General features: G+C 62.7%; 17 protein-coding genes. 4 read left to right on the forward strand and 13 right to left on the reverse strand.

Translation table 11 applies throughout. The annotated features are described in order from the left end of the window. Positions 1-44: 44 nt before the first annotated feature. Genes ntrC through dusB form a run of 3 tightly spaced genes read right to left on the reverse strand, consistent with a single transcriptional unit; the run spans position 45 to position 3,645 of the window. Positions 45-1,502, reverse strand: coding sequence for a nitrogen regulation protein NR(I) (gene ntrC, locus L610_RS10620; protein WP_144704912.1), 1,458 nt, complete (start codon positions 1,500-1,502; stop codon positions 45-47). After that, a complete protein-coding gene (locus L610_RS10625) occupies positions 1,499-2,614 on the reverse strand; it encodes a nitrogen regulation protein NR(II) (RefSeq protein ID WP_024846867.1) in 1,116 nt (371 codons plus the stop codon). Before L610_RS10625 ends, ntrC begins: the two co-directional genes overlap by 4 nt. Positions 2,615-2,628: 14 nt before the next feature. Further along, a complete protein-coding gene (gene dusB, locus L610_RS10630) occupies positions 2,629-3,645 on the reverse strand; it encodes a tRNA dihydrouridine synthase DusB (protein ID WP_144704915.1) in 1,017 nt (338 codons plus the stop codon). A 159-nt stretch (positions 3,646-3,804) separates the two neighbouring features. Between dusB and L610_RS10635 the strand changes: the two genes are divergently transcribed. Both L610_RS10635 and L610_RS10640 read left to right on the forward strand, forming a co-directional pair. Continuing rightward, complete coding sequence (locus L610_RS10635; RefSeq protein WP_371713008.1) at positions 3,805-4,992, forward strand: bifunctional 2-C-methyl-D-erythritol 4-phosphate cytidylyltransferase/2-C-methyl-D-erythritol 2,4-cyclodiphosphate synthase; 1,188 nt, start codon at positions 3,805-3,807, stop codon at positions 4,990-4,992. After that, positions 4,989-5,489 carry a CinA family protein gene (locus tag L610_RS10640; RefSeq protein ID WP_144704922.1) on the forward strand — a complete coding sequence of 167 codons (501 nt, stop codon included), beginning with the start codon at positions 4,989-4,991 and terminating at the stop codon, positions 5,487-5,489. The genes L610_RS10635 and L610_RS10640 overlap by 4 nt, the downstream gene beginning before the upstream one ends. Positions 5,490-5,507: 18 nt before the next feature. Here L610_RS10640 and L610_RS10645 read toward each other — a convergent pair whose 3' ends face one another. Both L610_RS10645 and cysE read right to left on the reverse strand, forming a co-directional pair. Next, positions 5,508-5,717: a DUF3126 family protein gene (locus L610_RS10645; RefSeq protein WP_024846863.1), complete on the reverse strand. Its 210-nt coding sequence runs from the start codon at positions 5,715-5,717 to the stop codon at positions 5,508-5,510. Between the two features lie 107 nt (positions 5,718-5,824). Further along, positions 5,825-6,643, reverse strand: a complete 819-nt coding sequence (gene cysE / locus L610_RS10650; RefSeq protein WP_024846862.1) for a serine O-acetyltransferase — start codon at positions 6,641-6,643, stop codon at positions 5,825-5,827. A gap of 129 nt (positions 6,644-6,772) precedes the next feature. Here cysE and L610_RS10655 point away from each other — a divergent pair, with 129 nt between their 5' ends. Then, positions 6,773-7,552 (forward strand): enoyl-CoA hydratase-related protein, encoded by a 780-nt coding sequence (locus L610_RS10655; RefSeq protein ID WP_186441424.1) that lies wholly within the window; start codon positions 6,773-6,775, stop codon positions 7,550-7,552. 16 nt (positions 7,553-7,568) lie between these two features. Here L610_RS10655 and L610_RS10660 read toward each other — a convergent pair whose 3' ends face one another. The 5 genes from L610_RS10660 to L610_RS10680 form a co-directional block, all read right to left on the reverse strand. Beyond that, a complete protein-coding gene (locus L610_RS10660; protein WP_144704927.1) occupies positions 7,569-8,435 on the reverse strand; it encodes an alpha/beta fold hydrolase in 867 nt (288 codons plus the stop codon). Continuing rightward, positions 8,432-9,205 (reverse strand): alpha/beta fold hydrolase, encoded by a 774-nt coding sequence (locus tag L610_RS10665; RefSeq protein WP_144704930.1) that lies wholly within the window; start codon positions 9,203-9,205, stop codon positions 8,432-8,434. Before L610_RS10665 ends, L610_RS10660 begins: the two co-directional genes overlap by 4 nt. 44 nt (positions 9,206-9,249) lie before the next feature. Beyond that, positions 9,250-9,753, reverse strand: a complete 504-nt coding sequence (locus tag L610_RS10670; RefSeq protein ID WP_144704933.1) for a DUF192 domain-containing protein — start codon at positions 9,751-9,753, stop codon at positions 9,250-9,252. 26 nt (positions 9,754-9,779) lie between these two features. After that, on the reverse strand, positions 9,780-10,367 hold the full coding sequence (locus tag L610_RS10675; RefSeq protein WP_024846857.1) for a cold-shock protein: 588 nt from the start codon (positions 10,365-10,367) through the stop codon (positions 9,780-9,782). A gap of 190 nt (positions 10,368-10,557) precedes the next feature. Continuing rightward, complete coding sequence (locus tag L610_RS10680; RefSeq protein ID WP_144704936.1) at positions 10,558-11,025, reverse strand: hypothetical protein; 468 nt, start codon at positions 11,023-11,025, stop codon at positions 10,558-10,560. Between the two features lie 147 nt (positions 11,026-11,172). Here L610_RS10680 and L610_RS10685 point away from each other — a divergent pair, with 147 nt between their 5' ends. Next, positions 11,173-11,646: a hypothetical protein gene (locus L610_RS10685; protein ID WP_144704939.1), complete on the forward strand. Its 474-nt coding sequence runs from the start codon at positions 11,173-11,175 to the stop codon at positions 11,644-11,646. 1 nt (position 11,647) lies between these two features. Here the strand turns inward: L610_RS10685 and L610_RS10690 are convergent, their stop codons facing one another. Genes L610_RS10690 through L610_RS10700 form a run of 3 tightly spaced genes read right to left on the reverse strand, consistent with a single transcriptional unit; the run spans position 11,648 to position 14,846 of the window. Continuing rightward, positions 11,648-12,511: a S9 family peptidase gene (locus L610_RS10690; RefSeq protein WP_144704942.1), complete on the reverse strand. Its 864-nt coding sequence runs from the start codon at positions 12,509-12,511 to the stop codon at positions 11,648-11,650. A gap of 23 nt (positions 12,512-12,534) precedes the next feature. Beyond that, entirely contained in the window at positions 12,535-14,139 is a 1,605-nt protein-coding gene (locus L610_RS10695) for an NTP transferase domain-containing protein (RefSeq protein WP_144704944.1), read from the reverse strand. After that, entirely contained in the window at positions 14,136-14,846 is a 711-nt protein-coding gene (locus L610_RS10700; protein WP_144704947.1) for an XdhC family protein, read from the reverse strand. The genes L610_RS10695 and L610_RS10700 overlap by 4 nt, the downstream gene beginning before the upstream one ends. Between the last annotated feature and the right edge of the window lies 1 nt (position 14,847).

Below are 14,847 nucleotides of genomic sequence, written 5' to 3' on the forward strand. Positions count from 1 at the left end.
CAACAAGCGCAAGCGTGAGGTCGCGATTTCCAGCGACTAAATGGCTATTTCGAGGCGCGGTAGACGTTCACACCGAGTTCGCGGATCTTCTTTCTCAGGGTGTTGCGGTTCAATCCAAGCAATTCCGCTGCCTTGATCTGATTCCCGCGCGTCGCGGTCATCGCCGCCAGAACCAGCGGATACTCGACCTCCGCAAGGACGCGGTCATATAGGCCAGGTGGCGGCAACTCCCCACCAAAGCTCGCGAAATAGCGCTGCAGATAGTGCTCGACCGCGTGCGAGATCGTGATGTCGTCCGGCAGCATCGTGCCAGTCGCGGCACTCTCGGTCCTCGGCTCGATCGTCTGCAGTTCCTGCTCGATGATCTCCGCGGTGATCTCGTCCTGCGGGTAAAGCGCTGCCAGGCGGCGGACGAGATTTTCGAGCTCGCGAACGTTACCGGGCCACGAATAGCGCTTCATCAGCTCGATGCCGGCTGGCGCGATTCGCTTCGCCGGCAGGCCTTCGCTTTCCACTTGCTTGAAGAAATGGCGGACGAGGTCTGGCACGTCCTCGGTGCGCTCGCGCAGCGGCGGCAGGCGCAGCGGGACGACGTTAAGGCGATAGAAAAGGTCCTCGCGGAACAGACCCTGATTGATCAGGGTACGCAGGTCCTTGTTGGTCGCGGCAACGATGCGCACGTCGGTGCGAATCGGCGTGCGGCCGCCAACCGTCGTGTATTCACCTTGCTGCAGCACGCGCAGCAGGCGCGTCTGCGCTTCCATCGGCATGTCGCCGATCTCATCGAGGAACAGCGTGCCGCCCTCTGCCTGCTCGAATCGGCCGGCCGACCTGCTCTGCGCGCCGGTGAAGGCGCCCTTCTCATGGCCGAAGAGTTCCGACTCGATGAGGTCGCGCGGGATCGCCGCCATGTTGATTGCCACGAACGGCCCGTTGCGGCGGCGGCCATATTCATGCAGGGCGCGCGCGACCAGCTCCTTGCCGGTGCCCGACTCGCCGGTGATCATGACCGTCAGGTCGGTCTGCATCATGCGGGCGAGCATGCGGTAGATGTCCTGCATCGCGCTCGACCTGCCGATCAGCGGCATCGATTCCAGCGCTTCGTCCGCGTTCTTGTCGACCTTGTTGCGGCGCGGCTCGGAGAGCGCGCGCTGGACGATGTTGAGAAGCTCGGTCAGATCGAACGGCTTTGGCAGGTACTCATAGGCACCGGCTTCCGATGCACGGATTGCGGTCATGAACGTGTTCTGCGCGCTCATGACGATTACCGGCAGTTCCGGACGTGCCTTCTTGATGCGCGGCAGCATGTCGAAGGCGTTCTCGTCCGGCATGACGACGTCGGTAATGACGATGTCGCCATCTCCCGCGCCTACCCAGCGCCACAAGGTCGATGCATTTGATGTGACGCGCACCTCATGGCCGACACGTGAGAGTGCCTGGCTCAATACGGTGCGGATCGCAGCATCATCGTCTGCAACAAGGATTTGCCCGCGCACGCTCATTCTGCAGTCCCTTCACCCGTCTTTTCTTCTGGCTCCCTCGGCTCCCTCCAAGCCGGCATAAGGATGCGAAATGTCGTTCCCCTCGGCGACGAGTCGCATTCAATGACACCGCCGTGCTCGCCGACGATCTTCGCCACCAGCGCGAGCCCAAGGCCGGAGCCATTCGGCTTAGTGGTGATGAAGGGATCGAACAGGATCGGCAGCAGGTCCTCGGGCACCCCTCGCCCGTTGTCGTGGACGCAAAATTCGAGCGGCAGCGACACCCTGTCGGCCGTTCCCGGCACCGAAAGCCGAATGCCTGGCCGGAAGGCCGTCGAGAGTGTGATCTCGCCGTTTGGCTCGTTGCCAATCGCTTCCGCCGCGTTCTTCACCAGGTTCAGGAACACCTGGATCAGCTGGTCGCGATTGCCGTAGACGGGCGGCAGCGACGGGTCATAGTCCTCGATGATGCGGATGCGGCTGGCAAAGCCATTCAGCGCCAGCGCCTTCACGTGGTCGAGTACGACGTGGATGTTGACCGGGAAGCGCTCGATCGGACGCTCGTCCGAGAAGACTTCCATGCGGTCGACCAGCGACACGATACGGTCGGTCTCGTCCTGAATCAGACGCGCCAGCGGGCGGTCCTCGTCGCCGACGACGCTTTCAAGCAGTTGTGCCGCGCCGCGAATGCCGGAAAGCGGGTTCTTGATCTCGTGTGCCAGCATGGCGGCGAGGCCGGTTACCGAGCGGGCGGCGCCGCGATGCGTCATCTGGCGGTCGATCTTGTCCGCCATCGAGCGTTCCTGGAACATGACGACGACATGCCCCTCGAGCTCCGGAACGGGAGCGACATAGAGGTCGACGACGCGGTCTGATCCAAGACGCGGAGATGAGATGTCGACGCGGTATTCGTTTACTGGTGCACGGCGCTGGCGGACCTGATCTACCAGTGCCAGCAGCGGGCTGCCGAACGGCACGTAGCGCTCCAGCCCATCGCGAGCCAGCAGCGTTGCGCTCGCACGGAAAAAGTCCTCGGCGTCGGCATTGGCAAACACGATGAACCCCTTCGGATCCACCATGATGACCGGCCTGCGGATCGTGTTGAGGACGATCGCGGCGGCATCGCCGCTCATGTCTGGTCGCTTGTTCACGCTGCACTCCTGAGCGGCTCGTCCGCAAACGCCTGTCTGAGGCCATCGATGACGATCGCTGGTTCCGTCGATGTCATGATCTGCTGCCGAAGTTCCGGCGACACGCCGGATGCATGCCGTTCGAGGTACCAGCCAAGATGCTTTCGGGCATGGCGCAGGCCCTGCCCCTCACCGTAAAACATCAGCATGTCGGCGTAATGATCGGAAATATAATCAAAAAGCTGACGCGGCGTGCGGGGTACGGAGACGTTCTGCTCGTCATACGCTGCCGAGGCAACCTCGCCTGCGAGCCATGGCCGGCCGTAATGCTCTCTGCCGATCATCACCGCGTCGGCGCCGGAGCGTTCGAGCATGTCGAGAGCGTCGTCGTGACTGGAAATATCGCCATTGGCGACGACCGGTACGCTGACGTTCTCCTTGATCCGGCGGATGGCGTCACGGTCGGCCCTGCCCTTGTAGAACTGGCAGCGGGTGCGGCCGTGAACGGTAATCATGGCGACGCCGGCGCTTTCGGCCCGCGCAGCGATCGCCGGCGCATTAATTGAATCTTCGTCCCAGCCGAGGCGCATCTTCACCGTTACCGGCACATCGACTGCCTTCACCACGGCTTCGATCAGTGTCAGGGCATGATCAGGCTCGCGCATCAGCGCCGAGCCACAATAGCCGCCCGTCACCTTCTTGGCGGGACAGCCCATGTTGATATCGATGATGTCCGCACCCTCGGCTGCTGCTATACGGGCGCCCTCCGCCATCCACTCGGCATCGCGGCCCGCAAGCTGCACCATGTGAATGGGGACGTCCGGACGCCTGATTCGCAGCTCGGAGTTCCGGCGGCCCTTAGCGAGCTCCGCACTGGCTACCATTTCGGACACGACAAGGCCGGCCCCGTGCGCGATCGCCCGGCGGCGAAAAGGCTCATCCGTCACCCCGGACATTGGGGCGAGTATGACCCTGTTGGGAATTTCCAGCCCGCCGATCGTCAATGGTTCAGCCAGAAGGCTTCTACCGCTCATGCACAAAAACCATGCAGTAAGAGTTGATGCACATTCCATAGACATGAACGCGTTACGCTGCAATCCGGAAATTGAAGCTGCAATGATTTTCTGAAGGCTGGTCATTCACCGCCGCTGCAACTATGGGATCGATGGTCCACGGAAGGAATGCAGATCACTATGAACAACCGCAGGATCGGCGCAGTACTCGTGGCCGCAGGGCGCGGCGAACGAGCGGGGCAATCAGTCGAAGGACCCAAGCAATACCGCAAGGTTGGCGGCGAACCGGTCATTCGCCGGACGCTGCGCGCCTTCAGGGAACATCCGCTGATCTCGGAAATTTCTGTCGCGATTCACGCGGAGGATTTCGAGCTGTTCCGGCAAGCGGTTGGCGATCTGGCTGAGGGTGTCACCGTGGTGCCCGGCGGGCCTACCCGGCAAGCCTCGACGCGGTTGGCGCTCCTCGCCTTGCAGGACAAGAACCTGGACGGTGTGCTCATTCATGATGCAGTACGCCCGTTCGTGGACGCCGCACTGATCGATCGCGTCTGCGCTGATCTTTCGGTCGGGGCCCTGCCCGCTGTTCCGGTATCCGACACTATCAAAAAGGCCGACAAGGACGGGATCGTCGTCACGACCGTTCCCCGCGCCGACCTTTATGCCGCCCAGACGCCGCAGGGATTTCCCTTCGGAAAGATTCTTGAAGCGCATGAGGAGGCCTTCCGGCAGGGCCGCGAAGATTTTACGGACGATGCGGCGATCGCCGAATGGGCCGGCATTCCGGTTCGGATCGTCGAAGGCTCCCCCGACAATGTTAAGTTGACCTGGGCAAAGGACATCGAAATGGCGAATGCGCGGCTCTCCCAATCCTTTCCGGACGTGCGGACCGGCAATGGCTACGACGTCCACTCGTTCGGCGAGGGAGATCATGTCACGCTGTGCGGCGTCGCTATCCCCTACCACAGGGCGCTCTCGGGCCATTCGGATGCGGACGTCGGCCTGCACGCCCTCACCGACGCGCTGCTCGCCACCTGCGGTGCCGGTGATATCGGCACCCACTTCCCCCCGTCGGACATGCGGTGGAAGGGTGCCGCATCACGCATCTTCGTCGAGGAGGCGGTACGGATCGTGCGCGAGCGCGGAGGGCGCATCTCCAATGCCGACATCACGCTGATCGCCGAAGCCCCGAAGGTCGGACCGCATCGCGAAGCGATGACGGCTGCCCTTTGCGACATGCTGAAAATTTCACCGGATCGGGTGTCGATCAAGGCAACCACCAACGAGCGAATGGGGTTTGTAGGCCGCGAAGAAGGAATCGCAGCCATCGCGACCGCCACGGTCGTCTATCCAGGGGAACTGCCCGAATGACCGAGATCGTTGAACGCACCCGCCTCCTGCTCGAAATCTGCAAGAAGCGCGGCATTCTCGTTGCCACTGCCGAATCCTGCACCGGTGGGATGATCGTGTCGCTGATGACCGACCTGCCGGGCTCGTCCTCTATGGTCGACCGCGGCTTCGTCACCTACTCAAACGAAGCCAAGATGGACATGCTGGGCGTCTCGTCGGCCACGCTGGAGAAGTATGGCGCGGTGTCGGAACAGACCGCGCTGGAAATGGCTGCGGGGGCGCTTGAGCGCTCGCGCGCGGGCCTGACGCTTTCGGTGACAGGAATTGCCGGTCCGGATGGTGGCAGCGCGGAGAAGCCAGTCGGGCTTGTGTGGTTCGGCGTGGCGCTGAAGGGACAGGCTCCAAGGGCGGAGCATCGTATTTTTGAGAACCGCGGCCGCGACTATGTCCGGCATCAGGCGGCATATCACGCAATCGAGCTGGCGCTCGACGCGCTAAAGGAAGATGGGACCGCTTAGGAGCGGCCCCAGCTCATTTTAGTCGAGATCGACGTCGAGGATCGCCATCGAGAAATTGTAGGAGAGATCGCCGTCGTCATCGTCCTTGAACACGATCCCGAGAAACTCTTCGCCGATGTAAACCTCGCAAGAATCGTTCTTGCGCGGGCGTGCCTTCACCTGAAGCTGCGGGTTCTGGAACGTGCGCTTGAAATAGGCATCAAGCTTCTTGATCTCTTCGGGCTTCAAAACCTGTACTCCGATGACTTTGGCTTAGGCGGCGCTTCTGGCACGCTGAGCACAAGCATGTAAAGCCCGAGGGGCCTCTTTCAAGACAGGGTTGGGGATACGCCGCGTCAGCTTCTCGTGATGAGCTGGTCCATCGCCCGGGCCGGCTCGTCGCACCCCGTTTCGCCGACGATGCGGGCGGGAACGCCGGCTACCGTCTTGTTGTTCGGGATCGAGTTCAGCAGCACGGAACCGGCCGCAATCTTCGAGCAATGGCCCACTTCGATGTTGCCGAGAATCTTCGCTCCGGCTCCGATCAGCACGCCGTGGCGGATCTTCGGATGCCGGTCGCCAGCAGTCTTGCCGGTGCCGCCGAGCGTCACGCCGTGAAGGATCGACACATCATCCTCGATGACTGCCGTCTCGCCCACAACGATGCCGGTGGCATGGTCGATGAAGATGCCCTTGCCCATCCTGGCGGCTGGGTGGATGTCGGTCTGGAACACCGCCGAGGAGCGGCTCTGCAGGTAGAGCGCGAAATCCTTGCGGCCGCGGCTCCAGAGCCAGTGGGCGAGGCGATGCGTCTGGATCGCGTGGAAGCCCTTGAAGTACAGAACCGGCATCAGGAACCGGTCGCATGCGGGATCGCGGTCGTAATAGGCTTGGATGTCCACCCGCACGATGGAACCCCATTCGGGGTTCTCGGCGAACATCGCCTCATAGGTCTGGCGGATGAGGTCGGCCGGAAAATCGGAATGGTCGAGCCGTTCAGACACGCGATGAATGACCGCGGATTCGAGGCTGGTCTGGTTGAGGATTGTCGAGTAGAGAAAAGCCGCAAGTAACGGATCGCGGTCAACGGCTTCGCTCGCTTCGGCGCGTACCGCATCCCAGATCGGATCCATCGGCTTCACAGTCTCGGACCGGATTGCTCGGGTGCTGCTCATCGTGGCTTTCCTCGTCGATCGCCCTATTGCGGACGCAGGGCCAACCATAAACCCAACAGGGTGTCAACTAAACCTAATTCTTCTGAACGTCCGTTCAATGGAAACTGACATGCGCGTGATGGTGATATCGTGAAATCCGGGTTCTTGAATGTGGCGCGTGACAGCGCCGTCGTCACCATCACGATTAACCGGCCGGATCGCAAGAATGCGATGAACCAGGCGATGTGGCGGGAGATGGCGGATCTCTATACCCACCTCGTCCGCGAGGAGGATGCTCGGGTGGTCGTATTGACCGGCAGCGGCAAGGATTTTTGCGCTGGCGCCGACATCAGCGAGTTCGACACGGTGCGCAAGGATGCGGCGAGCGCGCGGGCCTATGAGGCGGAAAATTCCCGCACCTTTGCCGCCATTCGCAATTGTCCTCTGCCGACAATCGCCGCCATTCGCGGCATCTGCTTCGGCGGCGGTTTTGGTCTTGCGGCGTCCTGCGACATTCGTATTGCCGACGGCTCCGCCCTCTTCAGCGTCCCGGCCGCGCGCCTTGGGCTCGCCTACCCGGCAGACGCAATGGCCGACATCGTCAACGCCGTCGGGCCGCAGCTGGCAAAATACCTTGTCTACTCAGCTGCCCGATTCGACGCACAGAAGGCGCTGTCAGCGGGGTTCCTGATGGAACTGGTACCAGAGGATCTCGATGCGCATGTGCAGCATCTCGCGGCCGAGATTGCGGCGAACGCACCGCTCACCATCCGCGCTACCAAGGCGTCGATCCGCGCCTGCCTGACGGGCAAAGAAGACGAGCTGGCGCAGGCGGTGGCGCTCGGTGACGCGACATTCGAGAGCGAAGACTATGCAGAAGGCCGCGCTGCGTTCCGCGAGAAGCGGCGGCCGGTATTTCGCGGCCGCTAAGCGGAGTGGAGTCCGCTCAGGCGGCCTCGTCCTCGCGCAGAAAATCGAGAACTGCGTTGCAGAACACGTCGTTCTTGTCGCCGGCGATCATGTGTCCTGCCCCGCTAATGTCGACATAGGTCGCAGCGGGTGCCAGCGAGACGAATTCGCGGGCATGTTCTTCCTGGACGAGCTCGGACTGCATTCCGCGCACGAGAAGCGTCGGGACGCGCAGCTCGGGCAGGCGCGCGGTCAGTTCTTCCATTGTCGCCGCAGCACCGGCATTGATGTTCGAAGGGCTGGTGATGAAGGCTGGGTCCCAGTGCCAGCGATAGCGGCCGTCCTCGCACAGACGCAGGTTCTTGCGCAGACCCTCGAGCGAGCGCGGGCGCTTGCGATGCGGCATGTAGGCTGAAATCGCGTCCGCCGCTTCTTCGAGCGAGGCGAAGCCCTCGTCGAGACGTGCGCCCATGAAACCCTGCACTTTGCTCACGCCCTGCGGGTCCATGCGTGGCGTCACGTCCACCAGGATCAGCGAATGGATCAGCGGCCCTTGGCCGGTCTCCGCCAGAAGGGCGGACAGTCCGCCAAGCGAAGCGCCGACGGCTGATGGACGAGCATGAAATTTGTCGATGACCTGCTGGAAGATGGCGGCTGCGTCTGCGCCGTACGCTCTGAAGGTATAGTTACCGCTCGCCGCCCATTCGCTATCGCCGTGGCCACGGAGATCGACCGTAATCGCCCGCATGCCGGCTTCGGCGATGCGGCGCGCAGTGGCGTCCCAGGCGCGACGCGTCTGGCCGCCACCATGCAGGAGCACGACCGGATGGCCGCGTCCATCCCAGAGGTCCGCCTGCAGGCGGTTGCCTTCAGCGCCAGCAAATTCGAGCGAAACCGGCTTCATGTGATCGTATGTTCCTTGAGGAATTCGATCACCCGCGCCTTGAAGGTGCGGTCGCCGACTGCAAGCATGTGGTCCCTGCCCTCGATGTCGAATGCTTCACCGTTCGGCAGCAGTGCCGCGAGACGTTGGGCGGAACCGGCAATGTCGTCCTTGGTCCCGACGCCAACCAGCACCGGTGCGGTGATGGTCGTCATCTGCGCTTCCGAAACCAGTTCGCGCGAGGTAGCGATGCAGGCCGCAAGCGCCTGACGGTCGCTGCGGGTCTGATCGGCAAAGGTGCGGAACATTTTTCCGCGCGGATGGGAGATCGCCTCCGGATCGGGCGCAACCAGCGCATCAGCAATTGGATCCCAGTCGCCGACACCGTCGACCATACCGTAGCCGAGGCCACCAAGGATCAACGTCGCGATTTTTTCGGGATGCTCCAGCGCAAGGAATGCCGAAATGCGCGCGCCCATCGAGTAGCCGAAGACGTGAGCTTTCTCGATGCCGAGATGATCGAGGAGCGCGGCCGCGTCGGTCGCCATCTCGCTCGGCGTGTAGGCGGCGGGGTTGTAGCTCTTGGTCGAGCGGCCATGACCGCGGTTGTCGAGCGCGATGACGCGATAGCCGGCTTCGGTCAGGGTCTTCACCCAGCCAGGCGAGATCCAGTTGACGAGATAGCTGGACGCGAAGCCATGGATCAGGAGTACCGGTTCGCCTTCACCGCCATTCGCCGGCGACTGGTCAATGAACGCGATCTCGAAACCGTCGTTATGAAACGTCTGCATCAGAAACTGTCAGCCCCGTCTGGACCCGGTCAGAGCCAGACCGCCTAGTCCGCAACCACATCAATTCTCGGATGGCGCAAGCGCACGCCATCGACGATGCCCGCCTTCTGCGCCGTCCCGGCCTTCAGTTCAAGAACAAATCGGGTTGGTGCGTCGGGCGTGATGGATGCGGTGGAGAAGGGTTCGCCCGGAAGGACCGCGATCACCTTGCCGTCCTCCCCAATGAAGACAAGATCAAGTGGCATCGGCGTGTTTTTCATCCAGAAGGCGACCGGACGGGTCTGCTGGAACTCGAACAGCATGCCGTGATCGTCGCGCATCTCGGTGCGGAACATCAGGCCGGCGGCGCGCTCGTGGTCCTCGTCGGCAACCTCGATTGTGAACAACTTCTCGCCGTTGGCGGTCTCGGCAACCAGAGGTGCCGGGTCGGTCTCCAGGATCATCGGGCTGCCGGTCGCGGCAGGCGCCTGTGCGAGCACGGGAACAGGAGCCGCGGTCGCGATGAGGGAAATGGCCAGCAGGGCCGCGGTCCAGGATGGTCGATGCATATCAGGTTCCCCTGCCGACTGATGAATCAGTGAGCGATCGGCAAGGTACCTATGTCGGGGTGAATTTCGGCAGCCATAAGGCCCTTATCACCATGGCCGTAGCGCACGAGCACCACCTGGCCGGGGCGCAGCTCGGTCAAGCCATAGCGCCGCAGCGTCTCCATGTGGATGAAGATGTCCTCCGTGCCCTCGCCGCGCGTGAGGAAGCCAAAGCCCTTGGTGCGGTTGAACCACTTCACCAGCGCGCGCTCGAGCCCGCTTTCCGGTACCACGGTTACATGCGTGCGCTGCATCGGCTGCTCGGCCGGATGGACAGCGCAGGAGTTGTCCATCGATATGACCTTGAATGCCTGGAAGCCGCGTTCGCCCTTGCGGATGAGGCAGACGATGCGGGCGCCTTCAAGGGCAGTCTGGAAGCCATCCTTGCGGAGGCATGTAACGTGCAGGAGAACGTCACCGATGGTTGCGTCATCGGGGACGATGAACCCGTAACCTTTGGCGACGTCGAACCACTTGATGTTACCGGAAACCTCGATGAGATCGACATCGCTGGTTTCGTCCGCAACATCGTTGCTGGTCGCGTATCGCCCCTCAAAAGAGGCCCTATCCCCCATACCGACGTACCTCTCGTTCGATCGGCCTACTGATTCTTAACAGAAGGATAACACTGGGGGTCGTCGCTATAGCAATAGCCGCTGCGTAATTTTCAACACATCGTGGCAGAAGTTCTGGCAGCAACCAGAGCGCGCGTACTATTGGCCGCCCTCGGGACGTTGAAAGCACAAGTTTCGCGAAAGTTTCAGCCTATCGCCGGGCGCGCTTCGCGTCGTCGATCAGCATGTTTGCGATCTGCATGCGCAGGGCCGCGCGCTCACGGAACTCCTCTGGAACGCGGTCCGGATGGTAGCGCTTGGCGAACATGCGACGCGCGCGGTCGAGGTCTTCCGGCTTCTTCGCGGACGCGATGCCGAGCTCACGCGCAATCGACTGCGGGTCGAGGAAGAACAGGTCCTCGAGCGCCGGCTGGAGATGCGGCGGCGTCTCCTCCTTGAGGGGTTCGCGAACCTTGCCAGCGTTGGAACCATATTCCTGCATCGCTCGCTCGGGGAACAGCGAGATGTTTTCCGCCTGTAGTCGCTCGATCTGCTCCAGCATGTCAATGCGGAGAGACGGCGCCGCAATCTTCTCACGTGGCTGCGGTTCCACGGCTTCGGATGCAGCGATCAGGTCATCCAGCAGCGATGCAAAATCGAGCTTCGCGTCGTCGGCCACAGGGGCCTCCCCAGTTTCGCGTTTTGTTTTGACGCTAACGTCAAGTGGTTAAAAAGGTTCTGAATTATGCGCCATACTTACTGATCGTGCAGTTCCTTCAAAGCGTTCTCCCCAGGTATCGTAACCAGATTGTAAAAGGAGAAACGGATGCTTCGTTCCGCACTGGCCTGCCTTGCAGTCATGGGCTGCGCCAACTCCTCTCTGGCAGAGGATGCTTATCTCGATGACCATTCCAATCCAGCTGCGCTGGTGCGCTCGCTCTACAACGCGATCAATCGAGGCGAGTATGCACGCGCGTTCAGCTATTTCGCCGAGCCGCCCGCAGCTGATCTTGAGAGCTATGCAGCAGGCTTCGCCGACACCCGCCATGTGCGGCTGAGGACCGGCGAGGTATTCGAGGAAGGCGCGATGGGCAGCGCCTATTTCGAGCTGCCGGTCGCCATCGAGGCGACGAAGGCCGACGGGACGCGCCAGACTTTTGCCGGCTGTTACTTTCTCAAGCGCGGTGGCGTCATCTCGGAGGAGACTTTTTCGCCGCTCATCATCGAACGCGGCAAGCTGAGGCCAAGCAAGCTGCCGCTGGATCGCGCGGTCCCTGCTGACTGCGATGAGTGGACGTGACCTAGCGGCTCGCTGAAGCCATCCAGTTCAGCGTGTGGCGCCAGTCAACCATCCGGATCGGTGTGCCATGGCTTCCCGTCTCGAAGCGGACGAAGCGTGCGGGATAGTTCGGGTCCTTGGCGAGAATGCTGCGGAAGAAGGCTTCCTGCTTTTCCACCGGGAAGACCTTGTCCGCACCGCCATGCCCGAAATAGACCGGGACGCGGGCCTGGAACGCCGGGCTCCTGAGGAACGAATTGTCCCAATGGGAGCCAAGGAGGAGCAAGCCTCCGAGCTTCGGCACTACCCTCTTGTCGGCCGCCAGCGCCCAGCAGATTCGGCCGCCCATCGAGCCGCACGCCACGAACACCTTTGCGCGCGGTGACGCCCCCGCATAGGTCGAGATGAGATGGCTGACCTGGCTCGCGCCCGCGGTTTCGAAGTTGGAGAAATCGACGGTGAGATAAAGCCCACCATTTCGGGCGGCGAGGTTCTTAATGCGGTTGAAGTTGCCGCCAAAGGTGAAGTCGTTCATCCCCTGCAGGCGGCTTCCACCCTGCCCGTGCACGTAGACGACGATGAATTTCGCACCTTCCCGTTTGCCGACGGCGACATGCGGGATACGGCCTACATCGGTCACGAGATTGAGATCCTGCTGGACCCGTCGTGGCGCGAGGTCGACGTAACGTGAATACACTCGCTTTTCTGGGATCTCGTCGCGCTGGTTGATGTCCCGCTCCGAGCGGTAGTCGACGGAGAGATAGGCGCCGCCGTCGCCGGTCTTCAGCGTCTTTGGATAGGCGAACAGCTCGTCCTTGTAGGGTGCGAGCAGTTCGGCGCTGGCGGGTTGCACCGCGTTCGGCGCAAGCAGGAAGGCGAGCAGCATGAGGATTGTGCTCGCCGCCGCTCTCATCCTTCGAGTACGCCCCCGGCGAGCGCCATCGCTTCCGGCGTATCGACATCGAGGCTCGCGGCCTCGCCTATCTCGACCTCGATCACCGGCAAGTCGCTGCCTTCGACGAGGTGACGGGCGCCGGTGTCACCTTCGAGCTTCGCCACAGCCGGGAACAGCGCTCGCGGCAGGATGACCGGATTGCCGCGCTTGCCGGCGTGCGTTGCCCGGACGATCGACCGTCCGCCCGCGTTCACGAACGTATCGACGAGCCGGTCGAGGTCTGTTGTCGAAACGCGCGGCATGTCGGCAAGGACGATCATCGCGCCGGCAATGTCAGGCGGCAGGGCGGCGATGCCCGCCTTGAGCGACGAGGCAAGGCCGCAGGCGTAGTGCTCGTTGACGACGACGCGGACCGGTACGTCTCCGAGCGCAGCTGTTACGCGGTCCGCCTGATGCCCCGCAACCAGCACTGAGGTGCGAACCTTCGCCGCCGCAACGCAGTCCGCGATATGGCGGACGAGGGGAACGCCGTGGAACAGCGCAAGCAGCTTGTTGGGACCGCCCATGCGCTCGCCCTTGCCGGCTGCGAGGATTACGGCTGCAACAGACAGGCTGCGCGCAGGCTTCGGCTCGCGCGGCTGCGGTCGCGATTCGATCTCCATCAGGAGGCCCCCTACCCCCATGCCGGAAATCTCGCGGTCCCCAACCGGGAGTCCCGCCATCAGGCGGTCAAGCACCCAGTCGAAACCGTTCAGTTTCGGGCTGCGGGCGCATCCCGGCGCGCCAATCACTGGCCTGCCCGCGATTTCGCCAAGGACGAGCAGATTGCCGGGATCGACCGGCATTCCCACGCGCTCGACGCGCCCTTCCAGGCGGATCGCCGCAGGAATGACGTCGTCGGCATCCGCCACCGCGGAGGCGCCAAAGATCAGCACCATGTCATGGCGGGCGGCCAGCGCCTTCGCCGCCTCCGCCACAGTAGCTGTCTCGTGGGAGACCCGGATTTCCTCCGCGAGGATGCTGCCCGAGCGCGCCAGGCGGTCGGCCGTGCGCTCGGCAGTTTTATCGAGGACGCTCTTCTTGATCGACGGCAGCACCGTCTGCACCAGCCCGACGCGCCTGGGCTGGAACGGGTTCAGCTTTATCGGGGCGTCACTACCTGCCAGATTTACGGCAGCGCGGACGAGAGGCTCGGCAACGGCGAAGGGGATGATCTTGACCGTGGCGACCATCTGCCCCGCTTCGACCGTCGCAAAGTTCGGAAGGGTTGCCAGCGTGATCGCCGGATCGATCCGGTTCAGTGCGTCGACGACGCCGCGATTCACCGTAAACACGCCGCTGACCACGGCATGCAGATTCACGCGTCCTGTCGAGGCCGGGCGCGCCTCGATGCCCTGGCTGACAAGTGCAGTCGCAATCAGCTCGGCGGCCTTGTTCTCGTCGAGGTCGTCTGGCGCCTTGGAGGCCACGACGACTTCGGTCATGCCTGCGGACTGCAGCTGCCGAACATCATCGTCCGAGAGGATGCGGCCCTTGCGCCAGGTCTGCGCCCCGACTGTGATCGAGTGCGCGAGGATCGCGCCTTCAGCCTCGCTGACGGGGACGGCTCCGAACTTCATTCGGCGAGCTCCATCTGCACGGGAGCGAGGCCACGCGTGCGCAGCGCCTTGATGATGTCGCCTAAGATGGCGACAGCGATCTCCGCTGGCGACGCTGCCGCAATGTCCAGACCGATCGGCGCATGGATGCGGCTAATCTGCTCGTCGTTGAGGCCAGCCTCACGCAAGCGTTCCACCCTCTTGGCGTGCGTCTTGCGGCTGCCGAGCGCGCCTACGTAGAAGCAGCCGGTTTCGAGCGCGGCCTGCAGCGGCAGGTCATCGACCTTCGGATCGTGCGTAACCGCCGCCACGGCGGCAAAGGTGTCGAGCGGCCGGCGTTTCAGGAAGTCCTCGGGCCACTCCGGATAAAGCGGGACATTCGGGAAGCGCTCTTCGGTCGCAAACGCCGTGCGCGGGTCAACGATCTCGACGTGGAAACCGGCGATCTTAGCCATCGGTGCAAGCGCCTGACTGATGTGGACCGCGCCAATCACGACGATGCGCGGCGGTGGCAGATGCGCGTTGAGGAACCACGATTGTCCGTTGACGTCGATGGTGCCGGATTTCCCGGTCCGGAAAGCCGCTTCTACGGCATCTCGAAACTCGCTGGCGATTGGCTCGCCCTCGCGGAAGAGCTGACTGCTGCCGTCAGAAAGACTGGTGAGCACGATGACGGCTCGCCGTGCACGGCGCTCCGCATTGATTGCCTTGAGAATGGATGCGTCCACG

Origin of the sequence: Aminobacter sp. J44, from assembly GCF_007829415.1 — a bacterium.
In the GTDB taxonomy this organism is placed as follows: domain Bacteria; phylum Pseudomonadota; class Alphaproteobacteria; order Rhizobiales; family Rhizobiaceae; genus Aerobium.